The organism is Pseudomonas sp. MT3, from assembly GCF_054720805.1.
On record NZ_JBTVPY010000005.1, the window covers coordinates 189310 to 204310 of the forward strand.

The following is a 15001-nucleotide window of genomic DNA, read 5'->3' on the forward strand; positions in this document are numbered from 1 at the left end:
GGCGCTACTCGGTCGTGGCGGCGACGTTGGCCGCGCGGGCCTGGCTGCGCTGGGCCTTGTATTGCAGGGCGACGGCGGGCACCGGCGAGGCCTTGCCGGTTTCCACCCAGCGGCGGATGCGGCTGGCGTCGGCCACGTGGGTGCGTTTGCCAAAGGCGTCCAGCAGGGCCAGGGCGACCGGGCGGCCGTTCATCATGGTGACCATCACCAGGCAGTGGCCGGCGTCGTTGGTGAAGCCGGTCTTGGTCAGGCGGATATCCCACTTGCCATTGCGCACCAGCGGGTTGGTGTTGAAGAAGCTCAGCGAGTAGCCGGGCTTGCTGAAGCGCGCGTCGCTGGTCGCCGTGGTGCTCATCCGGCGGATCTGCGGGTAGGTGTAGGCGGCCTTGGCCAGGCGGATCAGGTCCTGGGCGTTGGAGGTGTTGTGGATCGACAGGCCGGTGGGTTCCACGTAGTGGGTGTGGTTCATGCCCAGGGACCTGGCCTTGGCGTTCATCGCCGCGACGAAAGCCTTGGAGCCGCCCGGATAGTGGTGGGCGAGGCTGGCGGCGGCGCGGTTCTCGGAGGACATCAGCGCCAGCAGCAGCATCTTCTCGCGGCTGATCTGGCTGCCCAGGTGCACGCGGGAGAACACGCCCTTCATTTCGGCGGTTTCGGAGATGTCGACGGTGATCATCTCGTTCATCGGCAGCTTGGCGTCCAGCGTCACCATCGCGGTCATCAGCTTGGTCACCGACGCGATGGGCACGACCAGGCCGGGGTTGCTGGAGTAGATGACCTTGTTGGTCTGCAGGTCGACCACCAGCGCGCTGCCGGAAGCCAGGACCAGTTGATTGGGCTGCGTCGCCTTGGCGGGCGTGGCGGCGAGGGAGTTCGATGTACAGACAACAGCGGCGCAGGCAAACAGCAGGCTCAGTATCGAACGACGACTAGTCATGAATGTGATTCGCAGGCGTGAGTGGAAAAGTTCTACGTCCGTGTAGGTAATTTCGCAGGATTCTAATTCATGCCCCGATCCAGCGCACGCGGCGGTGCGCGCATGGGCTGTATCACTTTGCGACGCCTTGAGACAGCGCTCTCGACAGTCGGGCAGGTCCACGGGTGGGCCGTGTCCGCGCAGGGGCGGGCGGTGCTCCCGCTGTTGCGAAATGCAACCGGCGCAGAATACGCCCCGGTAGTTGAAAAACGTGTCAAACCCTTGCCAGCTATGGGTTTTTCATCTGATGGCATGCTTTGTGACTGGCTATTCTCCCATCTATGGATCGCCTGCCTGGCATCGAGGCGACGCCTTGGGGTTGCGTTTACCTTTACGTTAACGTAAACATGGTGCGCAGCCCACGACCGGCCAGTCAGAGCGGTCGGTGCCTGTCAGTCGGCCCGGCCACGGGCGCCTGACGTCGCTGCCGTAGTCGAACGTTCGGCGTTGATCCCAGAACAAGCACAACAAGGGAAAGCCATGAACCACCTGAGTTACACCCGCGGCCGCCAGGACAAACCCCTGCTGGCCATGACCGTGGGCGACGCCTTCGATGCCACGGTCGAACGCTTCCCGCAGCGCGAGGCCCTGGTCGTGCGTCACCAGAACCTGCGCTACACCTGGGCCGAGCTGGCCGAGGTGGTCGATGGCATCGCCCGTGCCTTCCTCGCCCTGGGCCTGCGCCCCGGCGACCGCCTGGGCATCTGGGCGCCCAACTGCGCGCAGTGGTGCGTCACCCAGTTCGCCAGCGCCAAGGTCGGCGCCGTGCTGGTCAACATCAACCCGGCCTACCGGGTGAACGAACTGGAATACGCGCTCAAGCAGTCCGGCTGCCGTTGGCTGGTGTGCGCCGATGCGTTCAAGACCTCCGATTACCACGGCATGCTCGCCGACCTGCTGCCCGAGCTGGGGCAGGGCCGTCCGGGCGAACTCTCCAGCGAGCGCCTGCCGGAGCTGCGCGGGGTGATCAGCCTGTCCGAGCAGGCTCCCGCCGGTTTCCTGCGCTGGAGCCAACTGGCGCCGCTGGGCGCCGCGATCTCCGCTACCGAGCTCGCCGAGCGCCAGGCGCTGCTGCAGTTCGACGAGCCGATCAACATCCAGTACACCTCCGGCACCACCGGCTTCCCCAAGGGCGCCACGCTCAGCCACTACAACATCCTCAACAACGGCCTGATGGTCGGCGACAGCCTCGGCCTCACCGAGCACGACCGCCTGGTGATCCCGGTACCGCTGTACCACTGCTTCGGCATGGTGATGGGCAACCTCGGCTGCCTGACCCACGGCTCCACCATGATCTACCCCGCGCCCAGCTTCGAACCCGAGGCGACCCTGGCGGCGGTGGCGGAAGAGAAGGCCACCGCGCTGTACGGCGTGCCCACCATGTTCATCGCCGAGCTGGACCACCCCAACCGCCGCGACTTCGACCTGTCGAGCCTGCGCACCGGCATCATGGCCGGCGCCACCTGCCCGATCGAAGTGATGCGCCGGGTCATCGACGAGATGAACATGGCCGAGGTGCAGATCGCCTACGGCATGACCGAGACCAGCCCGGTGTCGCTGCAGACCGGCCCGGAAGACGACCTGGAAACCCGCGTCACCACCGTCGGCCGCACCCAGCCGCACCTGGAAAGCAAGATCATCGACGCCGACGGCCGCGTCGTCCCGCGCGGCACCATCGGCGAGCTGTGCACCCGCGGCTACAGCGTGATGCTCGGCTACTGGAACAACCCGCAGGCGACCGCCGAAGCGATCAGCCCGGCGCGCTGGATGCTCACCGGCGACCTGGCGGAAATGGACGAGGCGGGCAACGTGCGCATCGTCGGGCGCAGCAAGGACATGATCATTCGCGGCGGCGAGAACATCTATCCGCGCGAGATCGAGGAATTCCTCTACACCCACCACGCGGTGGCCGATGCCCAGGTGATCGGCATCCCCGACGACAAGTACGGCGAGGAACTGGTGGCCTGGGTCAAGTTCCACCCCGGCCATAGCGTCGAGGAGGAGGAACTGCGCGCCTTCTGCAAGAACGCCATCGCTCACTTCAAGGTGCCGCGCCATTTCCGCTTCTGCGACGAGTTCCCGATGACGGTGACCGGCAAGATCCAGAAGTTCCGCATGCGCGAGATCAGCATCGAAGAGGTGTGCGGCAAGCGTGGCTGAGCGTTCCGTCGGCTCTTGCGCCCATGACCGCGAGGCGGCATGGGCGTAGAGAAGGGCACCATCTCCATTCGCCTGGTCAGCGAGGCGCTGGCCGAGTTTCGTCGTCGCGGCGGCGACGAGGCTCCCCTGCTGGCCGCCGCCGGCGTTTCCGCCGAACTGTTCGGCAAGCCCTATGCGCGGGTTTCCAGCCAGCTCTACGCGCGGCTCTGGCGGCGCCTGGCGCGGGAGATGGACGACGAGTTCTTCGGCATGAACGCCCGGCGCATGAAGTCGGGCAGCTTCAACTTCATGGCCGCCGCGGCGATCCGCGAGCCGACCCTGGAGGCGGCGCTGAACGCCGCGCTGCGCTTCATCGGGCTGGTCTTCGACGACTTCAGCCCGCGCCTGACCCGCCAGGACGGCCTGGCCGCGATCAGCCTCGATGAGCCCGTCGGCCCGGCGCCGCGCGCGTTCTGCTACTTCACCCTGTGGCTGATGCTGCACGGCCTGGCCTGCTGGCTGGTGGGCCGGCGCATCCCGATCCTCGCCATCGAGTTGCGCTGTCCGCCGCCGGATTTCATCGCCGACTACCGGGTGATGTTCAGCGAAAACCTCAACTTCGCCCGCCGCCAGTCGCGCCTGCTGTTCAATGCCGAGGTCCTGGACCTGCCGGTGCGCCGCGACGAGCGCGAGCTGCGGCGTTTCCTCAGTGGCGCGCCGGCCAATATCCTGGTGCGCTACCGCGACCCGCAGAGCCTCGCCGCGCGCACCAAGGCCTACCTGCGCAGCCTGAAGTTCGAACGCTGGCCGGACCTCGACGCGCTGGCCGGGCACTTCTACATGGCGCCTTCGACCCTGCGCCGCAAGCTCGCCGCCGAGGGGCAGTCCTACCAGGCGCTCAAGGACCAGTTGCGCCGCGACCTCGCCATCGCCCGGCTGGACAGCGGCGATGGCAACTTCGCCGACCTCGCCGAGGAACTGGGCTTCGCCGATACCAGCGCCTTCTACAAGGCCTTCCGCAAGTGGACCGGCTCGACGCCGGGGCAGTACCGCGCGCTGATGCGTTCGGAGCCGGAGTGAGGCCACGCGCCGGAGTCGGCGCAGGTGAGCCAATCGTTGAACCCGTTGGTCAATCATCAGCAGGGGGTGATGGATCGGTTCGGCGTCCAGGCGCCGGATGTATCCATAGGAGCGGACTCCGTCCACGATCCTCCGGCTGCGAGGCTCATCGCGGGCGAAGCCCGCTCCTGCGAAAGGCCATCCGCCAGGCAACGAGAGCTGTCCAATCCGCTCATCCAGATTGATGCCTTTCGACATTGCCCGTGCTGCTCTGCGGCGGGAACATCAAGGGACTCCACACAAGAACAACCTAGGAGTCCTGCGATGCGTTCCCATACCGCCGCCACGCTCGAGTTCGACCACCGCGCCACCGCCGATGCCACCCTGGCCGGCAACCTCGACGCCCTCAACGCCTGCGTCGAATGCTGCGACCGCCATGCCATCCCCGGTCGTGTCGCGCTGTTCTGGGAGGGCAAGGACGGCGACAGCGCCTCCTATACCTTCACCCAGCTCAAGGAGCTTTCCGGCCGTTTCGCCAGCTTCCTGCACAGCCTCGGCGTGCGCCCTGGCGATTGCATCTCCGGTATGCTGCCGCGCACCCCGGAACTGCTGATCACCGTGCTCGGCGCCTGGCGCCTGGGCGCGGTCTACCAGCCGCTGTTCACCGCCTTCGGGCCGAAAGCCATCGAGCACCGGGTCAAGCTGGCCGGCAGCAAGGTGGTGGTGACCGACGGCGCCAATCGCGGCAAGCTCGATGAAGTGCCGGACGCTCCCACGCAAGTAACGGTCGGCGGACCGAAGGGGCAGGGCATCCGTCACGGCGACTACAGCTTCTGGGCCGAACTGGAGCGCCACTCGCCGGACTTCGAACCGGTGCTGCGCAGCGGCGAAGATCCCTTCCTGCTGATGTTCACCTCCGGCACCACCGGGCTGGCCAAGCCGCTCGCCGTGCCGTTGAAGGCCATCGTCGCCTTCGTCGGCTACATGCGCGATGCGGTGGGGCTGCGCGAGGAGGACTCGTTCTGGAACCTCGCCGACCCGGGCTGGGCCTATGGTCTCTACTACGGTGTTACCGGGCCGCTGGCGATGGGACACCCGATCACTTTCTACGAAGGCGCGTTCACGGTGGAGAGCACCTGTCGCATCGTGCGCAAGTACGGCATCACCAACCTGGCCGGCTCGCCGACCGCCTACCGGTTGCTGATCGCCGCTGGCGATGCGGTGTCCAGACCGCTCAAGGGCTGTCTGCGTGCGGTGAGCAGCGCCGGTGAGCCGCTGACTCCGGAAGTGATCCGCTGGTTCGCCGGCGAGCTGGGCGTGACCATCCACGACCACTACGGCCAGACCGAACTGGGCATGGTCCTGGCGAATCACCATGCGCTGGAACACCCGGTGCATGTGGGCGCCGCCGGTTTCTCCATTCCCGGCCACCGCGTGGTGGTACTGGACGAGCAGGGCAACGAGCTGCCCGCCGGCCAACCCGGCGTGCTGGCGATGGACCGCCGCCAGTCGCCGCTGATGTGGTTCGCCGGCTACCAGGGCATGGAAACCAAGGCCTTCGTCGGTGACTACTACCTGAGCGGCGACACCGTGGAACTGAATCCGGACGGCAGCATCAGCTTCGTCGGCCGCGCCGATGACCTGATCACCACCTCCGGCTACCGCGTCGGTCCGTTCGACGTGGAAAGCGCGCTGATCGAGCACCCGGCGGTGATCGAGGCGGCGGTGATCGGCAAGCCGGACCCGGAGCGCACCGAGCTGGTCAAGGCCTTCGTGGTGCTCTGTTCGTCCTTCCGGCCCAGCACGGAGCTGGCCGAGGAACTACAACAGTACGTGCGCAAGCGACTGTCGGCGCACAGCTACCCGCGGGAGGTGGAGTTCGTCGACGAGCTGCCCAAGACCCCCAGCGGCAAGATCCAGCGCTTCCTCCTGCGCAACCAGGAGATCGCCAAGCAACGCGAAGCGGCCGAGAAAGCGGCGGCTCACTAAGTACAGCGGAGAGACTTCATGCAGATCCAGAACAAGGTATTCCTCATCACCGGCGGCGGTTCCGGCCTCGGCGCGGCCACCGCGAAGCTGCTGGTGAGCGCTGGCGCCAAGGTGGTGCTGGCCGACGTCAATGCCGAAGCCGGCGCGGCCCAGGCCGCCGAGCTGGGCGGGGCGAATGCGCGCTTCATCCGTACCGACGTGTGCAGCGAGGCCGACGGCAAGGCCGCCGTGCAACTCGCGCTGGACGCCTTCGGCGCGCTGCACGGCCTGGCCAATTGCGCGGGCGTGGCGCCGGCGGAGAAGGTCATCGGCCGCAATGGCGTGCATGGCCTGGAGAGCTTCACCCGCGCCATCGGCATCAACCTGATCGGCACCTTCAACATGCTGCGCTTGGCTGCCGAAGCGATGGCGCGGAACGAGCCGGACGCCGGCGGCGAGCGCGGCATCATCATCAACACCGCTTCGGTGGCCGCCTTCGACGGGCAGATCGGCCAGGCCGCGTACTCCGCCTCCAAGAGCGGCGTGGTCGGCATGACCCTGCCCATCGCCCGCGAACTGGCGCGCTCGGGCATCCGCGTGATGACCATCGCCCCCGGCATCTTCGAGACGCCGATGATGGCCGGCATGCCCCAGGAAGTCCGCGACTCCCTCGGCGCCAGCGTGCCGTTCCCGCCGCGCCTGGGCCGCCCGGACGAATACGCCTCGCTGGTCCGCCACATCGTCGAGAACAGCATGCTCAACGGCGAGGTGATCCGCCTCGACGGCGCCATCCGCATGGCCGCGAAATAAACAGGAGAACCGGGTTATGAACGATCCCATCGTCATCGTCAGCGCCGTCCGCACCCCGATGGGCGGCTTCCTCGGCGACTTCAAAGACGTCAATGCCGCCACCCTCGGCGCGGCCGCCATCCGCGCCGCCGTCGAACGCGCCCGCCTGGGCACGGAAGAGGTGGACGAAGCCGTGCTCGGCTGCGTGCTCTCCGCCGGCCAGGGCCAGGCTCCGGCGCGCCAGGCAGTACTGGGTGCGGGGCTGGCGCGCGGCACGCCGTGCTCCACGGTGAACAAGATGTGCGGCTCGGGCATGAAGGCCGCGATGATGGTCCACGACGCTCTGCTCGCCGGCAGCGCCCGCGTGGCCCTGGCCGGCGGGATGGAGAGCATGTCCAACGCGCCGTACCTGCTGGAGCGCGCCCGCAGCGGCTACCGCATGGGCCACGGCAAGGTGTTCGACCACATGTTCCTCGACGGCCTCGAGGATGCCTACGACAAGGGTCGCCTGATGGGCACCTTCGCCGAGGATTGCGCGGAGAACTACGGCTTCACCCGCCAGCAGCAGGACGACTACGCGATCGCCTCGCTGACCCGCGCGCAGAAGGCCATGAACGAAGGCCGCTTCGCCGACGAGATCGTTGCCCTGTCGGTCAAGGCTGGCAAGGAAACCCGCGAAGTCAGCCAGGACGAGCAGCCGCCGAAAGCCAGGCCGGACAAGATCCCCACCCTGAAGCCGGCGTTCCGCGAAGGCGGCACGGTGACGGCGGCCAATGCCAGCTCCATCTCCGACGGCGCCGCCGCGCTGGTGCTGATGCGCCTGTCCGAGGCCGAGAAGCGAGGGTTGACGCCACTGGCCGCCATCCGTGGCCACGCCTCCTTCGCCGATGCACCGAACCTGTTCCCGACTGCCCCGGTGGGCGCGGTGAACCGCCTGCTGCAACGCACGGGCTGGGCACTGGGCGAGGTCGATCTGTTCGAGGTCAACGAAGCCTTCGCCGTGGTCGCCATGGCCGCCATGCGCGAGCTGGACATCCCTCACGACAAGATCAACGTCCACGGCGGCGCCTGCGCCCTCGGCCACCCGATTGGCGCCTCCGGTGCGCGGATCATCGTGACCCTGCTGTCGGTGCTCAAGCAGTACGACCTCAAGCGCGGCATAGCCTCGGTGTGCATCGGCGGCGGCGAAGCCACGGCCATCGCGGTCGAACGCCTGGCGTAAGGAGCGAGACATGATTCCCACTGAAGAAGACATCCAGATCCGCGACGTTGCCCGCCAGTTCGCCCAGGAGCGGCTGAAGCCCTTCGCCGCCGAGTGGGACCGCGAGCACCGCTTCCCCGCGCAAGCACTGAAGGAAATGGCCGACCTCGGCTTTCTCGGCATGCTGGTGGCGGAAGAGTGGGGCGGCGCGCAGACCGGCCACCTGGCCTACGCGATGGCCCTGGAAGAGATCGCCGCCGGCGACGGCGCCTGCTCCACCATCATGAGCGTGCACAACTCGGTGGGCTGCATGCCCATCGCCAAGTTCGGCAACGATGAGCAGAGGCGCCGGTTCCTGATGCCCCTGGCACGCGGCGAGATGATCGGCGCCTTCGCCCTGACCGAGCCTCAGGCCGGCTCCGACGCCAGCTTCCTCAAGACCCGCGCGCGTCGCGACGGCGATCACTACGTGCTGAACGGCAGCAAGCAGTTCATCACCTCGGGCAGCCACGCCGGCGTGGTGATCGTCTTCGCGGTGACCGATGCGGCGGCGGGCAAGAAGGGCATCAGCGCCTTCATCGTGCCCACCGACACGCCCGGCTACCGCGTGGTGCGCGTCGAGGACAAGCTTGGCCAGCATGCGTCCGATACCTGCCAGATCGCCTTCGACGACGTGCGCATCCCCGTCAGTTACCGACTGGGCGAGGAGGGGCAGGGTTACGCCATCGCCCTGGCGAATCTGGAGGGCGGGCGCATCGGCATCGCCTCCCAGGCCGTCGGCATGGCCCGCGCGGCGTTCGAGTACGCACGCGACTATGCCCATGAGCGCGAGACCTTCGGCAAACCGATCATCCAGCACCAGGCCGTGGCCTTCCGCCTCAGCGACATGGCCACCGAGATCGCCGTGGCCCGGCAGATGGTCCACCACGCCGCCAGCCTGCGCGAAGCCGGCCTGCCGTGCCTGACCGAAGCCTCGATGGCCAAGCTGTTCGCCTCGGAAATGGCCGAGCGCGTGTGCTCCGCGGCGATCCAGACCCTCGGCGGTTATGGCTATCTGCAGGACTACCCGGTGGAGCGCATCTACCGCGACGTGCGCGTGTGCCAGATCTACGAGGGCACCAGCGACGTGCAGCGACTGGTGATCGCGCGGAGTCTTTGAAGGGTTCGCCGGCAGACCCCGGCCTGTTCGTTGGACAGGCACTTCGGCAGGGCGGGGTCTGCGGGTGGCTTGTTTTTCTGTAGGAGCGAGCTTGCTCGCGAACAATGCTCGCTGGGGATTTCCTGGTTGCGCGGTTCGCGAGCAAGCTCGCTCCTACAAGGTTGGCTCCGGCACACCAACGTAGGATGGCGTGGAGCGAAGCGATACCCATCAATCAACAGGCACCGCTCCCATTGTCAGGCGCGCTCCGCCGCCTCACGCGCTTCCCGCGCCGTCACCTGCTGGCACAACTCGATGATCTGCTCGCGCATCCAGCGGTTGGCCGGGTCCTGGTCGGTGCTTTCGTGCCAGTACAGGTGGGTTTCCAGCCTGGGCACGTCGTTCACCGGCAGGTCGACGAAATGCAGACCGTGGTGGCGGGCGAAGCGCTCGGGCACGGTGACCACCATGTCGGTCTGCTGCACCACGGTCGAAGCCATCAGGTAGTGCTGCGAGCGCAGGGCGATCTTGCGCTGCAGGCCCATCTTGCCCAGCGACAGGTCCACATAGCCCAGGCCGCTGCGGCGGCTGGAAATCTGGATATGCGCCACCGACAGGTATTCCTCCAGCGTCACCTTGTCCTTGGCCAGCGGGTGGCCCTGGCGCATGGCACAGACATAGCGGTCCTCCATCAGCTTGACGTGGCGTACCTGCGGGTCGGTGTTCAGCGGCGCGTCCACGGCGAAGTCCAGGCGGCCGGCGGCCAGTTCCTTGGTGGTTTCGCGACGCTTGGAGAGGAAACTCTCGATGTGCACGTTCGGCGCCTGGCGGCGCAGGCGCTGGAACAGCGGCGGCAGGACGATGGCCTCGGTGAGGTCGGTCATGCTGATGCGGTAGGTCTTGTTCGCCTGGGTGGGCGTGAAGGTGCGGCTCTCCTGCACCGAGACACGCAGCAGCTGTAGCGCATTGCGTACCGGCCCGATGATGTTCTGCGCCATCGGCGTGGGCACCATGCCCTGGGCGGTGCGCACGAACAGCGGGTCGTTGAAGGTTTCACGCAGACGGGCCAGGGCATTGGAGACGGCGGGCTGGGTGATGCCGACGATCTGTCCGGCACGCGTCAGGTTGGCTTCGGTATAGATCGCATCGAAGACGATGAACAGGTTCAGATCGACCTTGCTGAGGTTCATTCCAGGGCTCCGCTTGTAGTTGTTCTGCGCTCGATCATACCCGAACCGACGCACAGGTCCATATGGGTTATGAATGTTCATTGATTAGGATAATAGGCTGGGTAAATCCTCCTCGCTGTTCTAGCATCATCACCACGACAAACAACCCGCCGCCAGAAGGTAGCCACCTATGGATTTCGCTTATTCCGCCAAGGTTCAGGACCTGCGTGAGCGCGTCACCGCGTTCATGGAAGCCTATGTCTATCCCGCCGAGAAGGTGTTCGACGAGCAAGTGGCCCAGGGCGATCGCTGGCAACCCACTGCGATCATGGAAGAGCTCAAGGCCCGGGCCAAGGCCGAGGGCCTGTGGAACCTGTTCCTGCCCGAATCCGAACTGGGCGCCGGCCTGACCAACATGGAGTACGCACCGCTGGCCGAGATCATGGGCCGTTCGCTGATCGGCTCCGAGCCGTTCAACTGCTCCGCGCCGGACACCGGCAACATGGAAGTACTGGTGCGCTACGGTAGCGAAGAGCACAAGCGCACCTGGCTGGAGCCGCTGCTGCGTGGCGAGATCCGCTCTGCCTTCGCCATGACCGAGCCGGGCGTGGCCTCGTCCGACGCCACCAACATGGAAGCCAATGCGGTGCGCGACGGTGACGAGTGGGTCATCAACGGCCGCAAGTGGTGGACCTCCGGCGCCTGCGACCCGCGCTGCAAGATCATGATCTTCATGGGCCTGACCAACCCCGACGCGCCGCGTCACCAGCAGCACTCGATGATCCTGGTACCCACCGACGCCCCCGGCGTGAAGATCCTCCGTCCGCTGCCGGTGTTCGGCTACGACGACGCCCCGCACGGCCACGCCGAAGTGCTCTTCGAGAACGTCCGCGTGCCCTACGAGAACGTGCTGCTCGGCGAAGGCCGCGGCTTCGAGATCGCCCAGGGCCGCCTCGGCCCAGGCCGTATCCACCACTGCATGCGCTCCATCGGCATGGCCGAGCGCGCGCTGGAACTGATGTGCAAGCGCTCCGTCAGCCGCACCGCCTTCGGCAAGCCGCTGGCGCGCCTGGGCGGCAACATCGACCTCATCGCCAACTCACGCATCGAGATCAACCAGGCGCGCCTGCTGACCCTCAATGCCGCGTACATGATGGACACCGCCGGCAACAAGATCGCCCAGAGCGAGATCGCCCAGATCAAGGTCGTGGCGCCCAATGTCGCCCTGCAGGTGATCGACCGCGCCATCCAGATGCACGGCGGCGCCGGTGTCTCCAACGACACCCCGCTGGCGTACTTCTACGCCATGCAGCGCACCCTGCGCCTGGCCGACGGCCCGGACGAAGTGCACCGCGCGGCCATCGGCAAGTACGAGATCGGCAAGTACGTGCCCAAGGACATGCTGCGCAGCAGCCGCTGATCCCCACGCCGAAACGAAAAAGGCCCGCCATGCGGGCCTTTCTCATGCCTGTGTCCCATAGCGCTTTTCGTAGGAGCGAGCTTGCTCGCGAACAATGCTCACCGATGAGGTCGAGGTTGGGCGGGTTCGCGAGCAAGCTCGCTCCTACAAGTACATTCACTGCTCTGGAGTACGCTCGGGCCCATCCACCTCCATCTGCGCCAACCACCATGCCCGCCGTGTGTGCAGTTGCGCAACAAAGGCGCGCGCCGCAGCCTCGTGAGGAAAGCGTAGCGCGCGGCGGCCGAGGCGGACCTGCCAATAGGCCCGGCCGCGAAACTCAACGGTTTCGATCCTCACCTCCAGTGCTTGCATGCACGGTCTCCTGACTCACGATTTCCAGCGGCTCCTCGCGGGTGCGGCGGGTCTTGATCAACGACAGCAGGATGCCACCGGCGAGCAGGCCGAAGGTTACGCCAAGCGACAGGGCGGCGGGAACCTTGCCGATGAAGCCGTGCAGGAAAATCTTCGTGCCGATGAACACCAGCACCAGCGCCAGGGCGTACTTCAGGTAGACGAAGCGGTGGATCATCGCCGCCAGCGAGAAGTACAGGGCGCGCAGGCCGAGGATGGCGAAGATGTTCGAGGTGTAGACGATGAACGGGTCCTGGGTGATGGCGAAGATCGCCGGCACGCTGTCCACGGCGAACACCAGGTCGGCCAGCTCGATCAGGACCAGCGCCAGGAACAGCGGGGTGGCGTAGCGCACCAGCTTGCCCGAGGCATCCGGCATCTTCACGAAGAAGTGGTGCTCGTGGATGGTGTCGGTCATGCGGATGCGCTTGCGCAGGAACTTGAGCACCGGGTTGTTCGCCAGGTCCGGCTCGTCGTCATGCTTGCTGAACAGCATCTTCACGCCGCTGAACAGCAGGAAGGCGCCGAACACGTACATGATCCACTCGAACTCCTTCACCAGCGCGGCGCCCAGGCCGATCATCAGCGCGCGCATGACGATGGCGCCGAGGATGCCCCAGAACAGCACCTGGTGCTGGTAGCGGCGGGGGATGCCGAAGAAGCCGAAAATCATTGCCATGACGAACACGTTGTCCATGGACAGCGACTGTTCGACGAGGAAACCGGTGTAGTACTCCACCGCGCTGGTGGCGCCGAACTCGTACCAGACCCAGCCGCCGAAGGCCAGGCCGCAGGCGAAGTAGCCGGCGGACAGCATCAGGCTCTCGCGCACGCCGATCTCATGGTGATCGCGTTGCAGAACGCCCAGGTCGAGTACCAGCAGGAGAATCACGATGGCCAGGAAGGCCAGCCAGAACCAGATGGCGGTTCCGAGGAATGGTTCGGTCAAGAAGGCGTGCAGAGCTGTCATGTGGCCCCTCCCTTAGTGTCGTTGTCGAAAGTGACTCCGACATGGCGGTTGGCAACCGTCAGAGGGGCCCGGCGTCACAGGCGGGAACATAGCAGAGCAGGCCATCCAGGCAAACGGGGTAACGTAACAAGTTCCTACATTCATGGCGAAAGGTGCATGTCTGTCCAGCAGAAGTTTAGTTGATGACCATTCAGACATTGCTCGCTGGACGAAGGTGTGTTGCGAGTTTTCCTGCGCCTCTCTCAGGGGGCGACAAGCGTGCGGCCAAGCCACCGCCGCGCTGCTGGGCTCAATAGACCCACACCTCGACGCGACGGTTCTTCACCCGTCCGTCGTCATCGCTGTTGGCCGCGACCGGCAAGGCATCGCCCAGGCCGCTGATCGCTCGGAACATCACCCCCTCCTTGGCCAGTTCGCGGCGAACCGCCATTGCGCGCAACTTGGACAGCAGCTCCGCGCGAGCCGGGTCCTGCTTCGGATCGCCAAAGCCGACCAGTACAGTCTGTTTATTCATCTTGCCGTTCTGTTGCAGATAGGCGAGCAGGCGTTCGATATCGCGCTGTGCCTTGTTGTCCAGCGTGGCGCTGCCTTCGCGGAAGCGGAAGTTCACCGACAGCCGTTGGGCATCGCGTGCCAGGGCTTGATACGACTCGGGCATGCTGGTCCGAGGCGACATCTTCGTGGCCTGCACCCGCTGCCCCACGAAGCCGCTGGAGCTGACCAGCACCTGGCCCTGGTCCCCCTGGGCGAATTGCAGCAATGCGCGTGCCCAGCGATTGCTTTCTTCCGGCTTCATGTACAGGAACAGGCGGCGCGACAGCGGATAGTCCTCGGTGGCGACCAGCGTGGTCGACGGTGGCATGGCTTGGGAGTCGCCATCGGCAATCAGCAGCGCCTTGGCCTTCTTGATCGACGACAGGCCGACGAAGCCAATGCCCTGCGGGTCGCCGCTGACCTGCGCGGACAACTGATCGCTGGACTCGAAGCGTTGCGCGCCGTTACCCAGCGCTTTTCCGTGGCTGGCCAGTACCAGCTCCCTGAAGGTATCGAAGGTCCCCGAGTTGTCATCGCGTGCATAGAGGTGGATTGCGCCGCCGCGGCCGCCGATCTCCTCCCAGCTCTTCACGTCGCCGGAAAAGATGCGTGCCAGGGTGTCCGTGTCCAGCTCGCTCAGCGGATTGGCGGAGTTGACGATGATCGCCAGGCCGTCGATGCCTATCACCTGCTCGGCCTTGGCGCTACGCAGATTGCCCGACGCGGACAGCGCCGAGGCTTCGGCATCCTTGATCGGGCGGGACGCCGCCGCCAGCTCGGCGATGCCCTCTTTCAGCGCCACGAAGCCGGTGCTGGAACCGTGAGCGGCCAGGTCGATGATGGCCTCACGGCCATCACTCGAGCGCCCGATGATGCGCTGTTCGTTCTCCGTCTTGCCTGGCTGGCTGCTGACGTTCTGGTAGCCCTCGCTCGCCAACAGGCCCTTGACCAGCGCCGGCAGCAGGTGGGCACCGATGGTGTTCGAACCCTGGACGCGCAGTACGGGCTCGCCCGCCTGGGATGAGGGCAGGGCGGCGAAGGCCTGCCACGGGAAGGCGTAGCAGATGAAACCGATGACCAGCCAGGCGACCGTCGTAGGCCAGGCGTCCGAGTCGCCAGTGCGCGCTTTGTGCAGCATGAAGCAGATTCCCTGTAAGGCATGGATGGCGCGGAAGATTAAGACGGAATCATTGCATCGATATGACGCTTGGCGACGGTGTAGAGCGGTGCAGGGCGGATCAGAAA

At 66.1% G+C, this 15001-nt stretch carries 12 protein-coding genes; 7 read left to right on the forward strand and 5 right to left on the reverse strand.

Annotated features, from left to right (window positions below):
* Positions 1–4: 4 nt before the first annotated feature.
* Positions 5–937, reverse strand: a complete 933-nt coding sequence (pbpG, locus tag ACYCAX_RS07375; RefSeq protein WP_015477053.1) for a D-alanyl-D-alanine endopeptidase — start codon at positions 935–937, stop codon at positions 5–7.
* Between the two features lie 519 nt (positions 938–1456).
* Here pbpG and ACYCAX_RS07380 point away from each other — a divergent pair.
* The 6 genes from ACYCAX_RS07380 to ACYCAX_RS07405 all read left to right on the forward strand — a co-directional run bounded on the left by ACYCAX_RS07380 (position 1457) and on the right by ACYCAX_RS07405 (position 9291).
* On the forward strand, positions 1457–3136 hold the full coding sequence (locus ACYCAX_RS07380; RefSeq protein ID WP_460247718.1) for an AMP-binding protein: 1680 nt from the start codon (positions 1457–1459) through the stop codon (positions 3134–3136).
* Positions 3137–3175: 39 nt separating this feature from the next.
* Positions 3176–4195, forward strand: coding sequence for an AraC family transcriptional regulator (locus ACYCAX_RS07385; protein ID WP_460247719.1), 1020 nt, complete (start codon positions 3176–3178; stop codon positions 4193–4195).
* A 303-nt stretch (positions 4196–4498) separates the two neighbouring features.
* The gene (locus ACYCAX_RS07390) at positions 4499–6163 is read left to right on the forward strand and encodes an acyl-CoA synthetase (RefSeq protein ID WP_460247720.1); all 1665 of its coding nucleotides are present in this window, start codon (positions 4499–4501) and stop codon (positions 6161–6163) included.
* Positions 6164–6181: 18 nt separating this feature from the next.
* Complete coding sequence (locus ACYCAX_RS07395; protein WP_015477057.1) at positions 6182–6952, forward strand: 3-hydroxyacyl-CoA dehydrogenase; 771 nt, start codon at positions 6182–6184, stop codon at positions 6950–6952.
* Positions 6953–6968: 16 nt separating this feature from the next.
* Positions 6969–8153, forward strand: coding sequence for an acetyl-CoA C-acyltransferase (locus ACYCAX_RS07400; protein WP_460247721.1), 1185 nt, complete (start codon positions 6969–6971; stop codon positions 8151–8153).
* A gap of 10 nt (positions 8154–8163) precedes the next feature.
* A complete protein-coding gene (locus ACYCAX_RS07405; protein ID WP_015477059.1) occupies positions 8164–9291 on the forward strand; it encodes an acyl-CoA dehydrogenase family protein in 1128 nt (375 codons plus the stop codon).
* A 236-nt stretch (positions 9292–9527) separates the two neighbouring features.
* On the opposite strand, the gene ACYCAX_RS07410 is transcribed toward ACYCAX_RS07405, so the two are convergent.
* Positions 9528–10460, reverse strand: coding sequence for a LysR family transcriptional regulator (locus ACYCAX_RS07410; protein WP_015477060.1), 933 nt, complete (start codon positions 10458–10460; stop codon positions 9528–9530).
* 169 nt (positions 10461–10629) lie between these two features.
* Between ACYCAX_RS07410 and ACYCAX_RS07415 the strand changes: the two genes are divergently transcribed.
* Positions 10630–11859, forward strand: coding sequence for an acyl-CoA dehydrogenase (locus ACYCAX_RS07415; RefSeq protein ID WP_015477061.1), 1230 nt, complete (start codon positions 10630–10632; stop codon positions 11857–11859).
* A 156-nt stretch (positions 11860–12015) separates the two neighbouring features.
* Here the strand turns inward: ACYCAX_RS07415 and ACYCAX_RS07420 are convergent, their stop codons facing one another.
* From ACYCAX_RS07420 to ACYCAX_RS07430, 3 genes are all read right to left on the reverse strand, one after another.
* Entirely contained in the window at positions 12016–12213 is a 198-nt protein-coding gene (locus ACYCAX_RS07420; protein WP_460247722.1) for a hypothetical protein, read from the reverse strand.
* Positions 12179–13222 carry a TerC family protein gene (locus ACYCAX_RS07425; RefSeq protein WP_015477063.1) on the reverse strand — a complete coding sequence of 348 codons (1044 nt, stop codon included), beginning with the start codon at positions 13220–13222 and terminating at the stop codon, positions 12179–12181. Before ACYCAX_RS07425 ends, ACYCAX_RS07420 begins: the two co-directional genes overlap by 35 nt.
* Positions 13223–13511: 289 nt before the next feature.
* A complete protein-coding gene (locus ACYCAX_RS07430) occupies positions 13512–14894 on the reverse strand; it encodes a substrate-binding domain-containing protein (protein WP_294977565.1) in 1383 nt (460 codons plus the stop codon).
* Positions 14895–15001: the final 107 nt, after the last annotated feature.